The following is a 15857-nucleotide window of genomic DNA, read 5'->3' on the forward strand; positions in this document are numbered from 1 at the left end:
ACGTGCACCGGGACAACGCCGCCGAGCAACCGGTCAAATGCCTGGTCTGGGACCTGGACAACACCCTCTGGCAGGGCACCCTCCTGGAGGAGGACGAGGTCCGGCTCGCCCCGGAGGTCCTGCGGACCATCACCGAGCTGGACGCGCGCGGCATCCTCCAGGCCGTGGCCAGCAAGAACGACCACGACCACGCCTGGGCGAAGCTGGAACAGCTCGGCGTCGCCGAGTACTTCGTGCTCCCGCGCATCGGCTGGGGCCCGAAGTCGAAGTCGGTCCGCGAGATAGCCGACCGGCTGAACTTCGCGCCGGGCACCGTCGCCTTCATCGACGACCAGCCCTTCGAACGGGCCGAGGTCGAGCACGAACTGCCGGAGGTCCGCACCTACCCCGCCGAACAGGCGACGCTGCTGACCGGCCTGCCGGAGTTCAGCCCCGGCACCGTCACCGTCGACTCGACCCGCCGCCGCTCCATGTACCAGGCGTCCTTCCGCCGGGACGCCGAACGCTCCGACTTCACCGGCCCCGACGCGGACTTCCTGCGCTCGCTCGACATCCGGATGCGGATCAGCCGTGCCACCCCCCTGGAACTCTCCCGGGTCGAGGAACTCACCCTGCGCACCAGCCAGATGAACGCCACCGGAGTGCACTACTCCGAGGACGAGCTGCGCGCCCTCATCGACGACCCCGACCACGAGGTGCTGGTCACCACCATGACCGACCGCTTCGGCCCCTACGGCGCGGTCGGCGTCGTGCTGCTGCGGCGCGGCCCCGAAGCCTGGCGGATCAGGCTGCTGGCCACCTCGTGCCGGGTGGTGTCCCTCGGCGCCGGCACGGTGCTCCTGCACTGGCTGACGGACCAGGCGCACCGGGCCGGGGTGCACCTCGGCGCCGACTTCCGCGCCACCGAACGCAACCGGATGATGGAAGTGGCCTACCGCTTCGCGGGCTTCACCGACGATCCCTGCCCGTGCCAGGACGCCTCCGCCGCCACCGGCGCGATCGGCCGCCTGCACCTGGTGCCGTCCCCCCGGCCCGCCCCCGACACCCTCCGTCTGGAAGCTCCCGACCTGGCCCCGGACCGGCCGCGCCCCGCCCAGGATCCCGAAAGGACCCCATGATTGCCACCGCGTGCCGCGTCTGCGGCAACAAGGAGCTGCTGTCCGTACTCGACCTGGGCGAACAGGCGCTCACCGGGGTGTTCCCGGCCACCCGCGACCAGGTCGTCCCCTCCGTGCCGCTGCAACTCGTCGCGTGCTCACCGGCCGGATGCGGCCTCGTCCAACTGCGCCACACCCCCGACCCGGACCTCATGTACGGGGAGGGCTACGGCTACCGCTCGGGCATCCGGCCCTTCATGGTCGACCACCTGCACGGCAAGGTCGCCGCGGTCCGCCGGCTGGTGGACCTCGGCCCGGACGACCTGGTCCTCGACATCGGCAGCAACGACGCCACGCTGCTCAAGGGCTACCCCGCCGACGGCCCCCAACTGGTCGGCATCGACCCGACCGGCGGCAAGTTCCGCGAACTGTACCCGCCGAACGCTGAGTTGATCGTCGACTACTTCACCCGCGCGACCTTCGAGAACCGCTTCGGGGCGCGCCGCGCGAAGGTCGTCACCTCGATCGCCATGTTCTACGACCTGCCGGACCCGCTGCGCTTCATGAGCGACGTCCGCGACGTCCTCACCGAGGACGGCGTCTGGATGATGGAGCAGAGCTACCTGCCCGCGATGCTCGAAGCCGACGCCTACGACGTCGTCTGCCACGAGCACCTGGAGTACTACGCGCTCCGCCAGATCGAGTGGATGGCCGAACGCGTCGGCCTCACCGTCATCAGCGCTGAGCCGACCGAGGTGTACGGCGGCAGCCTGTGCGTCACCCTCGCCAGGACCGGCTCCCCGCACCCGACGGACGAGGCGGGCCTGGCCCGCGTCCGGGCCGCCGAGGCCGCCGCGGGACTGGACGGCATGGCGCCCTTCGAGGCCTTCGCCCGCCGCGTCACCGACCAGCGGGACGCCCTGCGCGGCTTCCTCGACCGCTCCCGCGAAGAGGGCCGGCTGACCCTCGGCTACGGCGCCTCCACCAAGGGCAACGTCATCCTCCAGTACTGCGGGATCACCGAGCGGGACCTGCCCTGCATCGGCGAGGTGAGCGAGGAGAAGGCGGGGCGTTTCACCCCCGGGACGGGCATCCCCATCGTGTCCGAGCAGGACGCCAAGGCGCAGAAGCCGGACCAGCTGCTGGTCCTGCCCTGGATCTACCGGGACGGATTCGTCGAACGGGAACAAGAGTTCCTCGACGGCGGCGGCCGACTGGTCTTCCCGCTGCCCGCGCTCGACGTCGTGTGACCGGCGGCATCGGCCGGCGCGACGTCGGCCGATGCACCCCGTTCAGCTGAGCCACGCGTCCGGCGCCCGGCCACCCTTGCCCAGGGGCGGGAAGATGGCGTCCAGCTCGGCCAGTTCGTCCTCACCGAGGACCAGGTCCAGGGACCGCAGCGCCGAGTCCAGCTGTTCCAGCGTGCGCGGACCGATCACCGCGCCGCTGATCCCCGGCCGGGACAGCACCCAGGCCAGACCGACCTCGGCCGGGTCCGCGCCGATGCGGCCGCAGAACCCCTCGTACGCCTCGATCGTCGCGCGCAGCTCGGGCAGCAGCAGCTGGGCCCGCCCCTGCGCCGACTTCACCGCGACGCCCGCCGCGAGCTTGCGCAGCACCCCGCTGAGCAGCCCGCCGTGCAGCGGTGACCAGGCGAACACGCCCAGCCCGTAGGCCTGGGCGGCCGGCAGCAGCTCCAGCTCGGCGTGGCGTACCGCCAGGTTGTACAGGCACTGCTCGGAGACCAGACCGAGGGACTGGCGGCGCCGGGCCGCGTCCTGGGCGGCGGCGACGTTCCAGCCGGCGAAGTTCGACGACCCCACGTAGGTCACCTTGCCGCTCGCCACCAGACGGTCCATCGCCTGCCAGATCTCGTCCCAGGAGGCGGCATGGTCGACGCGGTGCATCTGGTAGAGGTCGATGTGGTCCACGCCCAGGCGCCGCAGCGACTGCTCGCAGGCCGTGACGATGTGCCGCGCCGACAGGCCGCCGTCGTTGAGCCGTTCGCTCATGTCCCCGCCGACCTTGGTGGCCAGCAGGACGTCCTCCCGCCGTGCGGCGCTCTTGGCCAGCCAACGGCCCACCAGTTCCTCGGTGTGCCCCTTGTGGACCCGCCAGCCGTAGATGTCCGCCGTGTCGATGCAGTTGATGCCGCGGTCGACCGCCGCCTCCATCAACTGCATCGCGTCGCCGTCCTCGACCCGGCCGCTGAAGTTCACGGTGCCCAGCCAGAGCCGGCTCACCAGGGTCGCGCTGCGACCGAGCCGCGTGTGCGCGGCCTGCTCCCGGTCCGTGCTCACGTTCGGATCCCACCCCTCGCTCCGTCGGCCACCATCGTCTCCGCCACGGCGTCGAGCCCCGTCCGCAACGGCACGAGGGGGGACCACCCGGTCACCGCGCGGAACGCGGAGGGGTCGCAGACCGTGCTCTCGAAGTCGCCCGCCTCGGCATGGTCGGGCGGCTCCGTGGACACCACCGGCACGGGTGGCCGCCCCGTCCGCTCGGCCACCAGCCCGGCGACGGCCGCGAACACCTCTCCCAGGGGCTCCGGCCGGCCCGTGCCGACGGGCCACGTGCCGCCCGCCAGCCCCTGCACGTGGCCGAGCGCCGCCGCGAAGGCGCGCGCCGCGTCCTCCACATGGAGCAGATCGCGCCCGACCGTGCCGTCGTGCCACATCGTGACCGGCTCGCCCGCCACGGCCTGCCGCGCCACCGACGCGACCACCCCGCGACCGGTCCACCCGGTCAGCGGGCTGCGGCCGTAGACGGTCGGCAGCCGCAGGACGACCCCGCGGACCACCCCCTCGGAGGCGGTCCGCAGCAGCACCTCCTCGGCCGCCGCCTTCTGCCGGGCGTACGCGCCCTGCCGGGCGGCGTCGGCACCGGCCTGGAGGGTACTGGCGAGGGCCACGGCCGGGGCGGGCCCCGGCCGGTCCCGGAACGCGTCGGCCATGTCGTGCAGCAGGCCGACGTTCACCCGCCGCGACCGTTCGTCGGCCGCGCGCCACGACCGCGCCCCGCCGATGTGGGCGGCGAGGTGCACGACGGCGTCCGCTCCCTCGACGGCGGCCCCGACCTCGCCCCTCCGGGCGAGGTCCGCGCGGCGGACCTCGACGGCCGCCCGCGCGTCCGCCGGGACGGGGGTCTCGCGGCGGGCCACCGCCCGCAGCCGCACCGGCATGCGCGCCAGCTCGGCGACCAGGGCCGAGCCGATGAAGCCGGACGCGCCGACCACCGTGATCAGCGGCCCGCGCGGATCGTTCGAACGGTTGAGTACTTCCAGATTCACGTCACACCGCATCCTCGTTCGGGTAACTCCGCGGCATGCCCGGCCCGGGCCCCGGCTGTTCCAGGAGTCCGACCGCCGCCGACGGCGACGGCAGCAGCGCCATCTCCTCGGCGAGCCCGGCTGCCGCCTTGGCATACAGGGCGTTCTCCAGCAGTTCGGCGCACCCCGCGGCCACGGCCGCGGGAGTGGCCCGGGACGGCGGTACGAGCAGGGCCGCACCCGCCCCCGCCAGTGCCCGCGCGTTGTCGAACTGGTCGTCCAGCCGGGGCGTGACGACCTGCGGCCGACCCGCGGCCAGCGCGGTCAGGGACGTGCCCTGTCCGCCGTGGTGCACCACCGCGTCGCACGCGGGCAGCACCTCCGCCAACGGCAGCCGGCCGGCGTGCCGCACCGCCGGGGGCAGCGGGGGCCACCGCGCGACGACGTCGTCGTCGACCGCGACGAGCAGCTCGCAGTCCCACCCGCGGGTCTCGGTCACCAGCTCCGCCAGGAAGTCGCCCGTCGCGGCCGCGCCGTGCCGGGGGAGCATGGTGCCGAGCGTCACGCAGATCCGCGGCCGCCGACCGCGCGTGAACGCCCAGTCGGGAACGGGGACGTCCCCGTGGGCCGGTATGTGCCGGACGCCGTCGTGGGCGACCGCGTCCGGCCGGCGCAGCGACACCGGCCACGGGTCGAGCACGCGCGCCGGCTCCGGGAACCGGTCGAGGCCGAGCGCGGCCAGCTCGGGCGCGAACTCCGCCTCGGCCGCGCGCCGGTACTCCTCCAGGGACGAGACCGACCAGTGGTAGCGGACCCACGGCACGCCGAGGGCCGCCGCGACCAGCGGCCCGGCGTACTCGGCCCGCTCGCTGACGATCAGGTCCGGCCGCCACACCTCCGCCAGTCGGCGCACCCCGGCCAGACCGCCCCGGGCGACGCGCGCCAGCGCCCCGCTCAGGACACCCCGGGCCTCGCCGCGGGGCCGCGCGAGCGCCCCCGCCCCGACCGCGCCGGCCAGGTCCGCGGCGGGCCCGCACGAGGCGGACGGCAGACCCGAGCGCAGGGCGACCGGCACGAAGTCCTCCCGGGTCGCGACCAGTACCTCGTGGCCGGCCGCCCGCAGGGCCCATGCGGTGGGCACGAGCGGAAGCAGGTGGCCCGCGAGCGGCGCGGTCGTGAAGAGGGCCCGCATCAGCACTCCAGTGTCGGGCGCGGACGGGCGAACCGGTCCACGGCTGAGTCGACGAGATCGATCACATGCGAAAGTCGGGGAAGGCGGCCACCGCCGGCGGCCGGCCGGGGCCCGGTCAGCCCGCCCGGCGGTGCTCGGCCGTGAGGCGCTCCAGGGTCGGGACGATCCCCGCCGGACTGGGCATGGCCCGCATCCGCTCCTTCAGCCGCCGCGCGCCGTCGCGGAACCGAGGCTCCTCCAGCAGGCGCACCAGCGCGCTCCGCAGCGCCTCGCCGGTCACCTCCTCCGGGGCGAAGGTGAGGGCGGCGGAGGACTGCGCGAACATGTGCTGCCGCACCGCGGCGTCCAGGATGCCGCCGAGGATGATCTGCGGCACCCCGTGCAGCGCGGCGGTGTTGCACGTGCCCGAACCGCTGTGGTTGATGATCGCCGAGCACGTCGGCAGCAGCGCGTCCATGGGCACGAAGTCGACGATCCGCGTGTTGTCCGGGATCCGCGGCAGCAGGTCCCGCTGGGCGTCGTCCAGGGTCGCCACCAGCTCGATGTCCAGGTCGGACAGCGCCTCGACGAACTTCTGCACCGGGACCTCGTCCTCACTGTGCTCCCGAGAGGACACCCCCAGGGTCAGGCAGACCCGAGGCCGCTTCGGCTCCTCGGTCAGCCACTCGGGAATCACCGCCGAGCCGTTGTACGGGGTGTAGCGCATCGGGACCGTCGGCAGGTCGAGGCCGAGACTGACGCCCTCCGCCATCGGGTCCACGCTCCAGTGACCGAGCACGTCCTCCTCCCGGAAGTCGCACCCGTAGCGCGCCAGGGCCCAGGTCATCCACTCCGCGACCGGATCGTCGCGGTGCTCCTCGGGCTGGAGCGCCTGGGCCTCGAGGAACTTCGTCCGCAGCAGCCCGATCGTGTCCGGTCCCCACAGGACGCGGGCGTGCGCGGCCCCGCACGCCCGGGCCGCCACCGGCCCCGCGTAGGTGAACGGTTCCCAGAGCACCAGGTCGGGCTTCCACGCCCGGGCGAAACCGACGATGCTGTCGAGGGTCGTCGCCCCGTTGAGCGGTTCCAGCCACAGACCGGACAGGATCACCTGCTGGGCGAGCAGTCTCTCCCAGTCCAGCTCGTCCTTGAGGGTGCCGAGGAAGTCGAACTCGTCGATGCCGTGCTGGTACGGCTGGAGGTCGCCCTCGACCTCCTCGAAGATCTGCGCCAGCGACTCCTCCTCGGCCAGGGGGAACGCCGGGATGCCGCTGGCGGTGATGGCGTCGACCAGCGACGGCTGGCCGGCCGCCACCACCTCGTGCCCCGAGGCGCGCAGCGCCCAGATCAGCGGCACCAGGTGGTAGTAGTGCGTGTGGTGCGGGATGGAGGTCACCAGGACGCGCACGGCACTCCTTTCGTCGGATTTCGTGGGGGACTGAGGGGGACGGCGGCCGCGGGCCCGTCAGGAGGACGCGACCGGGAACCGCGCGTACCTGCCGAGGACCGGGGAACGGCGCCACCGGACGATGTCGCCGTCCCGCCGCAGTCCCGGGGCGGCCTCGGCCAGCACGCCCAGCGCGGTCTCCGCGGTCCGTCCGACGAACTCCCCGGACAGCGCGAACCACAGGTCGTCCGGCAGACCCGCCGCCGGCGCGTCCGCCAGGTCCGCGGGCTCCGCGTCCGGGGCGCCCGCGCGCCGTGCCGCACCCACCAGCACCACCACGTGGCTCCCGGCGGGCAGCGCACGGCCCGCCACCGTCACGTCCTCGTGGGCCACCCGGCTCTCCAGCCGCACCGGGGGCGCGTACCGCAGGGTGTGCCGGACCGCGGCCGGCGCCAGGGCGGGGGAGTCGCACAACCGCCGCCACCACCCGGGCCGGTCGAGCAGTGACCGGACCGCCTCGCACACCAGCGTCGTCGTCGGCTCGACGGCCGTAAGCGCCAGGCACACGGCGGCGGCCACCGCGTCGTCCGGGGCGGCCCCGGCGCCGATCATGCGGGCCACCGCGCCCTCGCCGGAGCGTGCGGCGGCCACCTCCTCCAGCAGCGTGCGCAGGCCCTCGGCGGCCGCGTCCGCCGCACGGGTGGCCGCCAGCGTCTGCGGACACAGCAGACCGTCCAGCAGCGGCCCCGCCGCCCGCAGCGACTCCTCCCACGCGTCGAGCCGTTCGTCCGGCACCCCGAACCAGGCGGCCAGGACCAGCACGGGCAGCCGGCGGGCGTAGTCCGCCGCCAGGTCGAAGCCGGAACCGCGCCCGGCGAGCAGCCGGCGCGCGGCCTCCTCGCCGAGCCGGCGCCACTCGGCGCCGGCGTCCGCGCCCAGTACGGGCTCGGCCACCCGCCGCAGACGCACGTACGCGGCACGGTCCAGCCCGAGGCCCGAGGCGGGCGACGGCTGCAGGTACTCCTCCGGGCGCCGCCCGGCGCGGTCCAGCGCACCGAAGCGCGCGTCGCCCAGCACGGCCGCGGCCACCACCGGGTCCGCGGTCACCCAGGTCCCGGTACGGCTGCGGAACAGCGGCCCGCCCTCGCGGACCCGCTCCTCGTACACCGCCGGGTCGTCGCACTGGCCGCGCAGGATGAGCGCGTACGGGTCACCGTAGTTGCCGAAGTACCAGTGGGCGCCGCGTATCCGGTGCAGTCTGCGGCCCAGTTCGCGGTCCGCCAGCTCGGTCGTGATCGCGTCCGTCACCCGCGTCTCCTCTCTCCAACGGCGTGCCCCGAGGGCCGCTTCGGACCGGCGTCGCGGTCACCGCGGGCGCCGCGCTCACCTAACCCGGGCGAGCGCCGCCCCGTCCACAGATTGGTCGGCGTCATGTCAGGTCAGCGGGACCGCGGGGCACCCGGGGCCCCTCGGCGCGGCACTGTGTCAGCTCGGCCTTGCCGTCCCGTCCCGCCGCCGGGTAGCTTCAGGGCCGCCCATTGCCGGAAGCGACTCGTGGGTGTGCGCCGGCCGTTCACCACGCTGTGCCGTGACCATCCGGACCGATTGACGGAACCATCCATGACCGCCCTGGGTACTTCTGCTGAACCGTTCGCCGCCCCCGGCCCGCCGCGGCCGGAAGCGTCCCCGGTGCTGCGCTTCGGAGCGATCGGCTGCGGCGACATCGCGGGCCGTCGCACCCTGCCCGCCCTGCTCTCCACCCCCGGCACCGTGCTGACCTGCGTCGGCAGCCGCGACCCGGAGCGCGCCAAGGCCCTGGGCAAGCACTTCGACTGCGAGGCGGTCGCGCCCTACGAGGCCCTGCTGGAACGCCCCGACGTGGACGCCGTCTACATCGCGGTGCCCAGCATGCTGCATGCCGAATGGGCCGCGGCGGCGCTGCGGGCGGGCAAGCACGTCCTCGTGGAGAAACCCGCCGCCGCCAACCACGCCGACGCGCACCGGCTGTTCGCCATGGCGCGGGAGCGCGGACTGGTCCTGATGGAGAACTTCATGTTCCTCCACCACTCACAACACGCCACCGTCAAGGCCCTGTTGGAGGCGGGCACGATCGGGGAGCTGCGCACCTTCTCCGCCGCCTTCACGATCCCGCCGCGCGCCGACGACGACATGCGCTACCGACCCGACATCGGTGGCGGCGCGCTGCTCGACAACGGCGTCTACCCGCTGCGCGCCGCCCTGCACTTCCTCGGTCCCGACCTGCGCCTGACGGGCGCCGTGCTGCGTCGCGACCGCCGCCGGGGCGTGGTCGTCTCCGGCAGCGTCCTGCTGGCCGCTCCGCAAGGAGTCGCCGCCCACCTCGCCTTCGGCATGGAGCACGGCTACCGCTCGGCGTACGAGCTGCACGGCAGCACCGGCTCGCTCGCCCTGAGCCACGTCTTCACGACCCCGGACAGCCACCACCCCGTGCTGCGGCTGTCCCGCCAGGACCACCGGGAGGAGCGCGTACTGCCGGTGGACCGGCACTTCGTGAACATCCTGTCGGTCTTCCGTCGCGCGGTGATCCGGGCCGAGGACGTCTCCGCCGAGTCGTACGCCGCGCTGCGCCAGGCGGGGCTGGTCGACGAGATCGTCGCCCGCGCCGAGACCTTCACCGTGTGATCGCGCGCGAGGCGACCACGGGGCGTGCGGCCCGGGGGGCGGACACACGAGCGCCGCTCCCCGCGAGCGGGAAGCGGCGTCGCCCTCCTCGGGGGCCGCGTCGTCAGCCCGCCGCACCGCCGCGGGCGTCCCAGGCGGCGAGCAGCTCCTTCTCCCGGGCCAGGGACAGGCCGCAGCCGGCCGCGAGCGGCAGTTCCGGAACGGGCCGGCCCCGGACCACCTCCCAGGCGGCACGGACGGTGTCGGAGACGGGCCGGCAGGTCAGTCCCGCGGCCCGGGCGCGCGGAGCCCCGGCCGCCCACACCAGGGTGTCCCGCGCGGTGTCGGGCACCCACATCGGCAGATCCGTCCACGGACTCACCCCGTGTTCCGCGAGGAACGCCTCGTCGACCCAGACCGGCTCCGCGGCCGAACCGGTGGCCTTGACGCACTCCGTGAGCAACTCCCCGAAGGTGGTGTTCTTCTCCGGCGGGTTGACGATGTACGCGCCGGTGCGGTCCTCGGCGAGGCAGTCGAGGCCGAAGACGGCGACATCGCGTACGTCGATCAGGCGCATGCCCACCTCGGGGTTGCCCGGGGCCAGCACCCGGCGGTGCTCCCCCTCGGCGAGGCGCATGCGCCACAGCCAGGCGTCGAGCATCCGCATGGTGTCGTGCGGCCCGAGGATGACTCCGGCCCGCAGGTGCAGCGTCCGGCCCGCGAAGTGCCGGTCCACGGCTCGCTCGCACCCGGCCTTCAGGGTGCCGTAGTCACCGTCGGCGTGGTCCGGGCCGGCGTCCGGCGGGCAGTCGTGGGCGGGTGAGTCGTCGTCCACCGGGCGGACCGCCCGCGACCAGTCGGGCAGGCAGGCGATGCTGGAGACGTAGAGGTAGGTGTCCGCGTGCCCGGACAGCGCCGCGGCCGAGGCCCCCACCGTGCGGGGCACGTAGCCGCAGGTGTCCACGACCGCGTCCCAGCGCCGCCCGGTCACCAGCCGCTCCAGGTCGCCGGCCTCCTCCCGGTCGCCCCTGACCGCCTCGACCCCGGGCAGGTCGGTGCCGCTGACACCCCGGTTGAACGTGGTGACCCGGTGCCCCGCCGCCAGTGCCTCGGCGGCGAAGGCCCGGCCCACGAACTGTGAACCTCCGATAATGAGTACGCGCATGACATCCACACTCACCCGCCCCACGCCCGCGGGCGCAGTACCCGGTGCACACTCTGTCAGCTGGGCACGTGATCGCCGATACGTCCTTGCACACCACGGCGGGATGGCTAGGGTGGACGGCATGTGAGTTCCGGCAGCGACCTCCACGGCACCGGCCCCTGACGGCGAGGTGCGGACCCGTCGGCCCGACCCCCCGGCCCCCGCGCCCGGCCCCGCCGGCCGGTCGCACCCCGCGCCCGGAACGCAGCCGAACGCCCCCCAGATTGGAAGTACTTTGACGCATCCCGAGGACTTCGCCGGCGCACCCCAGCGAGCCGACGCACTGATGGACGACACGATCGCCGGCGCCGACGCCGAGGAGTGGGACGGCGACCAGTTAGACCGCGAGGAGCGGGCCTCCCTGCGCCGCGTCGCGGGGCTCTCCACCGAACTGACCGACGTCACCGAGGTCGAGTACCGCCAGCTGCGACTCGAACGGGTCGTGCTCGTCGGCATCTGGACCTCGGGAACGGCCGCCGAGGCCGACAGTTCGCTCGCCGAGCTGGCGGCGCTCGCCGAGACCGCGGGCGCCCTCGTGCTGGACGGTGTCGTGCAGCGCCGGCAGAAGCCGGACCCGGCGACGTACATCGGCTCGGGCAAGGCGTCGCAGCTGCGCGACATCGTGGAGGAGACCGGCGCCGACACCGTGGTGTGCGACGGGGAACTGAGCCCCAGTCAGCTGATGCACCTGGAGGAGGTCGTGGGGGTCAAGGTCGTGGACCGCACGGCCCTGATCCTCGACATCTTCGCGCAGCACGCCCAGTCCCGGGAGGGCAAGGCGCAGGTGGCGCTGGCGCAGATGCAGTACATGCTGCCGCGGCTGCGCGGCTGGGGCCAGTCGCTGTCCCGGCAGATGGGCGGCGGTGGCAGCGGTGGCGGCGGCATGGCCACGCGCGGCCCCGGTGAGACGAAGATCGAGACGGACCGGCGCCGGATCAACGACAAGATGGCCAAGCTCCGCCGGGAGCTGGAGCAGCTGAAGACCGGCCGCGACGTGAACCGGGAGGAGCGGCGGCGCAACAAGGTGCTGTCGGTCGCCCTCGCCGGCTACACCAACGCCGGCAAGTCGTCGCTGCTCAACCGCCTCACCGGAGCCGGCGTGCTGGTGGAGAACGCCCTGTTCGCCACCCTGGACACGACCGTGCGGCGGGCGACGACGCCGAGCGGGCGTTCCTACACCATCGCCGACACCGTGGGCTTCGTACGGCATCTCCCGCACCACCTGGTGGAGGCGTTCCGCTCCACGATCGAAGAGGTGGCGGACGCGCATCTGGTGCTGCACGTGGTGGACGGGTCGCACCCGGACCCCGGCGCGCAGCTGGCCTCGGTGCGCGAGGTGCTGCGGGACGTGGGCGCCGGCGAGTCCACCGAGGTCGTCGTCGTCAACAAGGCCGACGTCGCGGACCCGGACGTCCTCGCCCGGCTGCTGGAGCAGGAGCCGGAGGCGATCGTCGTCTCCGCCCGATCGGGCCGGGGCATCGACGAACTTCAGGAACTGATCGACCGCCTGCTGCCGCACCCCGAGGTGGAGGTGGAGGTAGTGATCCCCTACGACGAGGGGAGCCTGGTGGCGCGGGTGCACGACGAGGGCGAGGTGCTCAGCACCGAGCACACGCCGGAGGGCACCCTGCTCACCGCGCGGGTCCACCCCGACCTCGCCTCGGAGCTGAGCACGCTTCCGCGTCCGTGAAGCGCCTGGAGGGGAGGACCGGCATCCTCCCCTCCACGGGCAGCGCCGCCCGTCAGGAGTGCTTGAGCACGAACTCCCGTACGGTGTCGGCGACATAGGCGATCATCTCCGGGGTGATGCCCGGGAAGACCCCGATCCAGAACGTCTGGTCGGTGATCAGGTCGCTGTTCTCCAGGGACCCGGACACCCGGTACCGGCGGTCGGTGTAGGCGGGGTGGCGCACGAGGTTGCCCCCGAACAGGCGGCGGGTGCTGATCCGGCGCGACTCCAGGTGGTCGACGAGGGCCGCCCTGCTGTACGCGGCGTCCGGGGACACCGTGATGAGGAACCCGAACCAGCTCGGATCGCTGCCCGGTGTGGCCTCGGGCAGCAGCAGACCGGGCAGCCCGTCCAACGCGGTGCGCAGATGACGCCAGTTGGCGCGCCGCGCCTCGGTGAACTCCTCGATCCGGGTCAGCTGGGACAGCCCGAGAGCCGCTTGCAGGTCGGTCGACTTCAGGTTGTAACCGACGTGCGAGAAGATGTACTTGTGGTCGTACCCGGGCGGCAGGTCGCCCATCTTCTGGTCGAAGCGCTTGAGGCAGCGGTTGTCCTCACCCGGCTCGCACCAGCAGTCGCGCCCCCAGTCGCGCAGTGATTCCACGATCCGCGCCAGGGCCAGGTTGTCGGTGAGCACGCAGCCCCCCTCACCCATCGCGATGTGGTGCGCGGGGTAGAAGCTGACGGTCGACAGATCGCCGAAGGAGCCGGTGAGCCTGCCCCGGTAGCGGGACCCCACCGCGTCGCAGTTGTCCTCGATCAGGAACAGGTCCCGCTCGTCCGCGAGGCGGGCCACCTCCTCGGCCTCGAAGGGGTTGCCCAGGGCGTGCGCGATCATGATCGCCTTGGTCCGGGGGCCGATGGCCCGCTCGATGCGCTCGGGCGTCGTGTTGTACGTGCCCAGCTCGACGTCGACGAAGACCGGCACCAGCCCGTTGTGGAAGATCGGGTTGACCGTCGTCGGGAACCCGGCGGCTACCGTGACGACCTCGTCCCCCGGACGCAGTTGTCGCTCCTCCAGGTGCGGCGAGGTGAGCGCGGTGAGGGCGAGCAGGTTGGCGGAGGAGCCGGAGTTGGTCAGGTGCGCCTTCCGGAGCCCCAGGTACCGGGCGAACTGCCGTTCGAAGCCCCGGGAGGACGGGCCGGCCGCGATCCTCATCTCCAGCGCCGTCTCCACCAGCGCCAGCCGGTCCTCCTCGCTCAGCACCGCGCCGGAGACCGGTACGTGCGTCGTCCCGGGAACGAAGTCCCCGGGCGCCTGTTCCCGGTGGTACGCGCGGACCAGCTCGGTGATGCGGTGCCTGAGATCGCCCATGGTCGACCCTCTCCTGAAAGACCGCTGTGGTTGCTCCCGAGGCTAGGCAACCGGCCGCCGGACGAGCGATCATCCCGTGGTGACTGCATCACGTCGGCCGGTGCGGCACGCATACCGTTGCGCGGCGCCGGGTAGCAGGGCTATAGTTCTGCGCATGGGATCTCTGTGATAGATGAGGATGCCCGGCGTTGAGCTGACTCCGCCTGTCGCATCCAGCAGCGCGCTCGTGACACCCCCTGACCGGTCATGTCCGCAGTGGTGGCGTCCGTTCTGCTTTCCGTTCCTTCTGCGAGCGCGCTCACGCATCCACTCATCCTCATCGTGGAAACAGGAGACTCACGCGTGTCGATTGCGCAATACGCCCTGCACGACATCACCAAGCGCTACCACGACGTCGTCGTGCTCGACCGGGTCGGCTTCAGCATCAGGCCCGGCGAGAAGGTCGGCGTGATCGGCGACAACGGATCCGGCAAGTCCACGCTGCTCAAGATCCTCGCCGGCCGCGTGGAGCCCGACAACGGCACGCTCACCGTGGTCGCCCCCGGCGGCGTCGGCTACCTGGCACAGACCCTGGAACTGCCCCTGGACGCCACCGTCCAGGACGCCGTCGACCTGGCCCTGTCCGACCTGCGCGAGCTGGAAGCGGCGATGCGCGAGGCCGAGGCGGAGCTGGGCGAGCGCGACGAGAAGGGCTCCGAGCGCGAGCTGTCCGCCGTCCTCCAGCGCTACTCCGCCCTGGTCGAGCAGTACCAGGCGCGCGGCGGCTACGAGGCCGACGTGCGGGTGGAGGTCGCGCTGCACGGTCTCGGACTGCCGAGCCTGGACCGCGACCGGAAGCTCGGGACCCTCTCCGGGGGCGAACGCTCGCGCCTCGCGCTCGCCGCGACCCTCGCGTCGTCGCCGGAGCTGCTGCTGCTGGACGAACCGACGAACGACCTCGACGACCGGGCGATGGAATGGCTGGAGGACCACCTGGCCGGCCACCGCGGCACGGTGATCGCGGTCACCCACGACCGGGTCTTCCTCGACCGGCTCACCACCACGATCCTGGAGGTCGACTCCGGCAGTGTCACCCGCTACGGCAACGGCTACGAGGGCTACCTGACGGCCAAGGCCGTGGAACGCGAGCGGCGGCTGCGGGAGTACGAGGAGTGGCGTGCCGAACTCGACCGCAACCGCGGCCTGATCACCTCCAACGTGGCGCGGATGGACGGCATCCCGCGCAAGATGTCCCTCTCCGTCTTCGGCCACGGCGCCTACCGCAGGCGAGGGCGCGACCACGGCGCGATGGTCCGGATCCGCAACGCGAAGCAACGCGTGGCGCAGCTGACCGAGAACCCGGTGCACGCCCCCGCCGACCCGTTGTCCTTCGCCGCCCGCATCGACACCGCGGGCCCGGAGGTTCAGGAGACGGTGGCCGAACTCACCGACGTGAGCGTCGCGGGCCGGCTCTCCGTCGACTCGCTGACGATCCGGCCCGGGGAACGGCTCCTCGTCACGGGCCCCAACGGGGCGGGCAAGTCCACCCTGTTGCGGGTGCTGGCGGGTGAACTGGAGCCGGACAGCGGCTCGGTGAGCGTCGGCTGCCGGGTCGGGCACCTGCGGCAGGACGAGACGCCCTGGGCGCCCGGACTGACCGTGCTGCGGGCCTTCGCCCAGGGCCGGGAGGGGTACCTGGAGGACCACGCGGAGAAACTGTTGTCGCTCGGCCTCTTCAGCCCGCCCGACCTGCGGCGACGCGTGAAGGACCTGTCGTACGGGCAGCGCCGCCGGATCGAGATCGCCCGGCTGGTGAGCGATCCGATGGACCTGCTGCTGCTGGACGAGCCCACCAACCACCTCACCCCGGTGCTGGTGGAGGAGCTGGAGCAGGCACTGGCGGACTACCGCGGCGCCGTCGTGGTCGTCACCCACGACCGGCGGATGCGGTCCCGGTTCACCGGCGCCCGGCTGACCATGGGGGACGGGCGCATCGCCGAGTTCAGTGCCGGCTGAGCCGGGCCGGCCCCAGGCCCCGTCCCGCGGGGGACCGGCGGCCGGTGCCCG

At 73.2% G+C, this 15857-nt stretch carries 12 protein-coding genes; 5 read left to right on the plus strand and 7 right to left on the minus strand.

Annotated elements, in window-relative coordinates; all coding sequences use genetic code 11:
- Positions 1–2 precede the first annotated feature (2 nt).
- Both ACGF5T_RS31290 and ACGF5T_RS31295 read left to right on the plus strand, forming a co-directional pair.
- On the plus strand, positions 3–1118 hold the full coding sequence (locus ACGF5T_RS31290; RefSeq protein WP_356612539.1) for an HAD-IIIC family phosphatase: 1116 nt from the start codon (positions 3–5) through the stop codon (positions 1116–1118).
- The gene (locus ACGF5T_RS31295; RefSeq protein ID WP_356612537.1) at positions 1115–2347 is read left to right on the plus strand and encodes a class I SAM-dependent methyltransferase; all 1233 of its coding nucleotides are present in this window, start codon (positions 1115–1117) and stop codon (positions 2345–2347) included. Before ACGF5T_RS31290 ends, ACGF5T_RS31295 begins: the two co-directional genes overlap by 4 nt.
- 42 nt (positions 2348–2389) lie before the next feature.
- Here ACGF5T_RS31295 and ACGF5T_RS31300 read toward each other — a convergent pair whose 3' ends face one another.
- The 5 genes from ACGF5T_RS31300 to ACGF5T_RS31320 all read right to left on the minus strand — a co-directional run bounded on the left by ACGF5T_RS31300 (position 2390) and on the right by ACGF5T_RS31320 (position 8231).
- On the minus strand, positions 2390–3397 hold the full coding sequence (locus tag ACGF5T_RS31300) for an aldo/keto reductase (protein WP_356612535.1): 1008 nt from the start codon (positions 3395–3397) through the stop codon (positions 2390–2392).
- Positions 3394–4386 carry an NAD-dependent epimerase/dehydratase gene (locus tag ACGF5T_RS31305; protein ID WP_366768096.1) on the minus strand — a complete coding sequence of 331 codons (993 nt, stop codon included), beginning with the start codon at positions 4384–4386 and terminating at the stop codon, positions 3394–3396. Before ACGF5T_RS31305 ends, ACGF5T_RS31300 begins: the two co-directional genes overlap by 4 nt.
- A 1-nt stretch (position 4387) precedes the next feature.
- Positions 4388–5557, minus strand: a complete 1170-nt coding sequence (locus ACGF5T_RS31310) for a nucleotide disphospho-sugar-binding domain-containing protein (protein WP_366768097.1) — start codon at positions 5555–5557, stop codon at positions 4388–4390.
- 115 nt (positions 5558–5672) lie between these two features.
- Positions 5673–6944, minus strand: a complete 1272-nt coding sequence (locus ACGF5T_RS31315) for an activator-dependent family glycosyltransferase (protein ID WP_366768098.1) — start codon at positions 6942–6944, stop codon at positions 5673–5675.
- 57 nt (positions 6945–7001) lie between these two features.
- On the minus strand, positions 7002–8231 hold the full coding sequence (locus ACGF5T_RS31320) for a P450-derived glycosyltransferase activator (RefSeq protein ID WP_361014682.1): 1230 nt from the start codon (positions 8229–8231) through the stop codon (positions 7002–7004).
- 312 nt (positions 8232–8543) lie between these two features.
- On the opposite strand from ACGF5T_RS31320, the gene ACGF5T_RS31325 reads away from it, so the two are divergent.
- Positions 8544–9584, plus strand: a complete 1041-nt coding sequence (locus ACGF5T_RS31325; RefSeq protein WP_366768099.1) for a Gfo/Idh/MocA family oxidoreductase — start codon at positions 8544–8546, stop codon at positions 9582–9584.
- A gap of 103 nt (positions 9585–9687) precedes the next feature.
- On the opposite strand, the gene ACGF5T_RS31330 is transcribed toward ACGF5T_RS31325, so the two are convergent.
- A complete protein-coding gene (locus ACGF5T_RS31330; protein WP_366768100.1) occupies positions 9688–10728 on the minus strand; it encodes an NAD-dependent epimerase/dehydratase family protein in 1041 nt (346 codons plus the stop codon).
- A 325-nt stretch (positions 10729–11053) separates the two neighbouring features.
- Here ACGF5T_RS31330 and hflX point away from each other — a divergent pair, with 325 nt between their 5' ends.
- Positions 11054–12457: a GTPase HflX gene (hflX, locus tag ACGF5T_RS31335; RefSeq protein WP_356612575.1), complete on the plus strand. Its 1404-nt coding sequence runs from the start codon at positions 11054–11056 to the stop codon at positions 12455–12457.
- 52 nt (positions 12458–12509) lie between these two features.
- Here the strand turns inward: hflX and rfbH are convergent, their stop codons facing one another.
- Positions 12510–13811, minus strand: coding sequence for a lipopolysaccharide biosynthesis protein RfbH (gene rfbH, locus ACGF5T_RS31340; RefSeq protein ID WP_361014678.1), 1302 nt, complete (start codon positions 13809–13811; stop codon positions 12510–12512).
- 342 nt (positions 13812–14153) lie between these two features.
- Here rfbH and ACGF5T_RS31345 point away from each other — a divergent pair, with 342 nt between their 5' ends.
- Complete coding sequence (locus ACGF5T_RS31345; protein WP_366768101.1) at positions 14154–15806, plus strand: TlrC/CarA/OleB/SrmB family ABC-F type ribosomal protection protein; 1653 nt, start codon at positions 14154–14156, stop codon at positions 15804–15806.
- The last annotated feature ends 51 nt before the right edge of the window (positions 15807–15857 follow it).

The sequence above is a fragment of the Streptomyces sp. NPDC047853 genome (genome assembly GCF_043204535.1).
Lineage (GTDB): Bacteria > Actinomycetota > Actinomycetes > Streptomycetales > Streptomycetaceae > Streptomyces.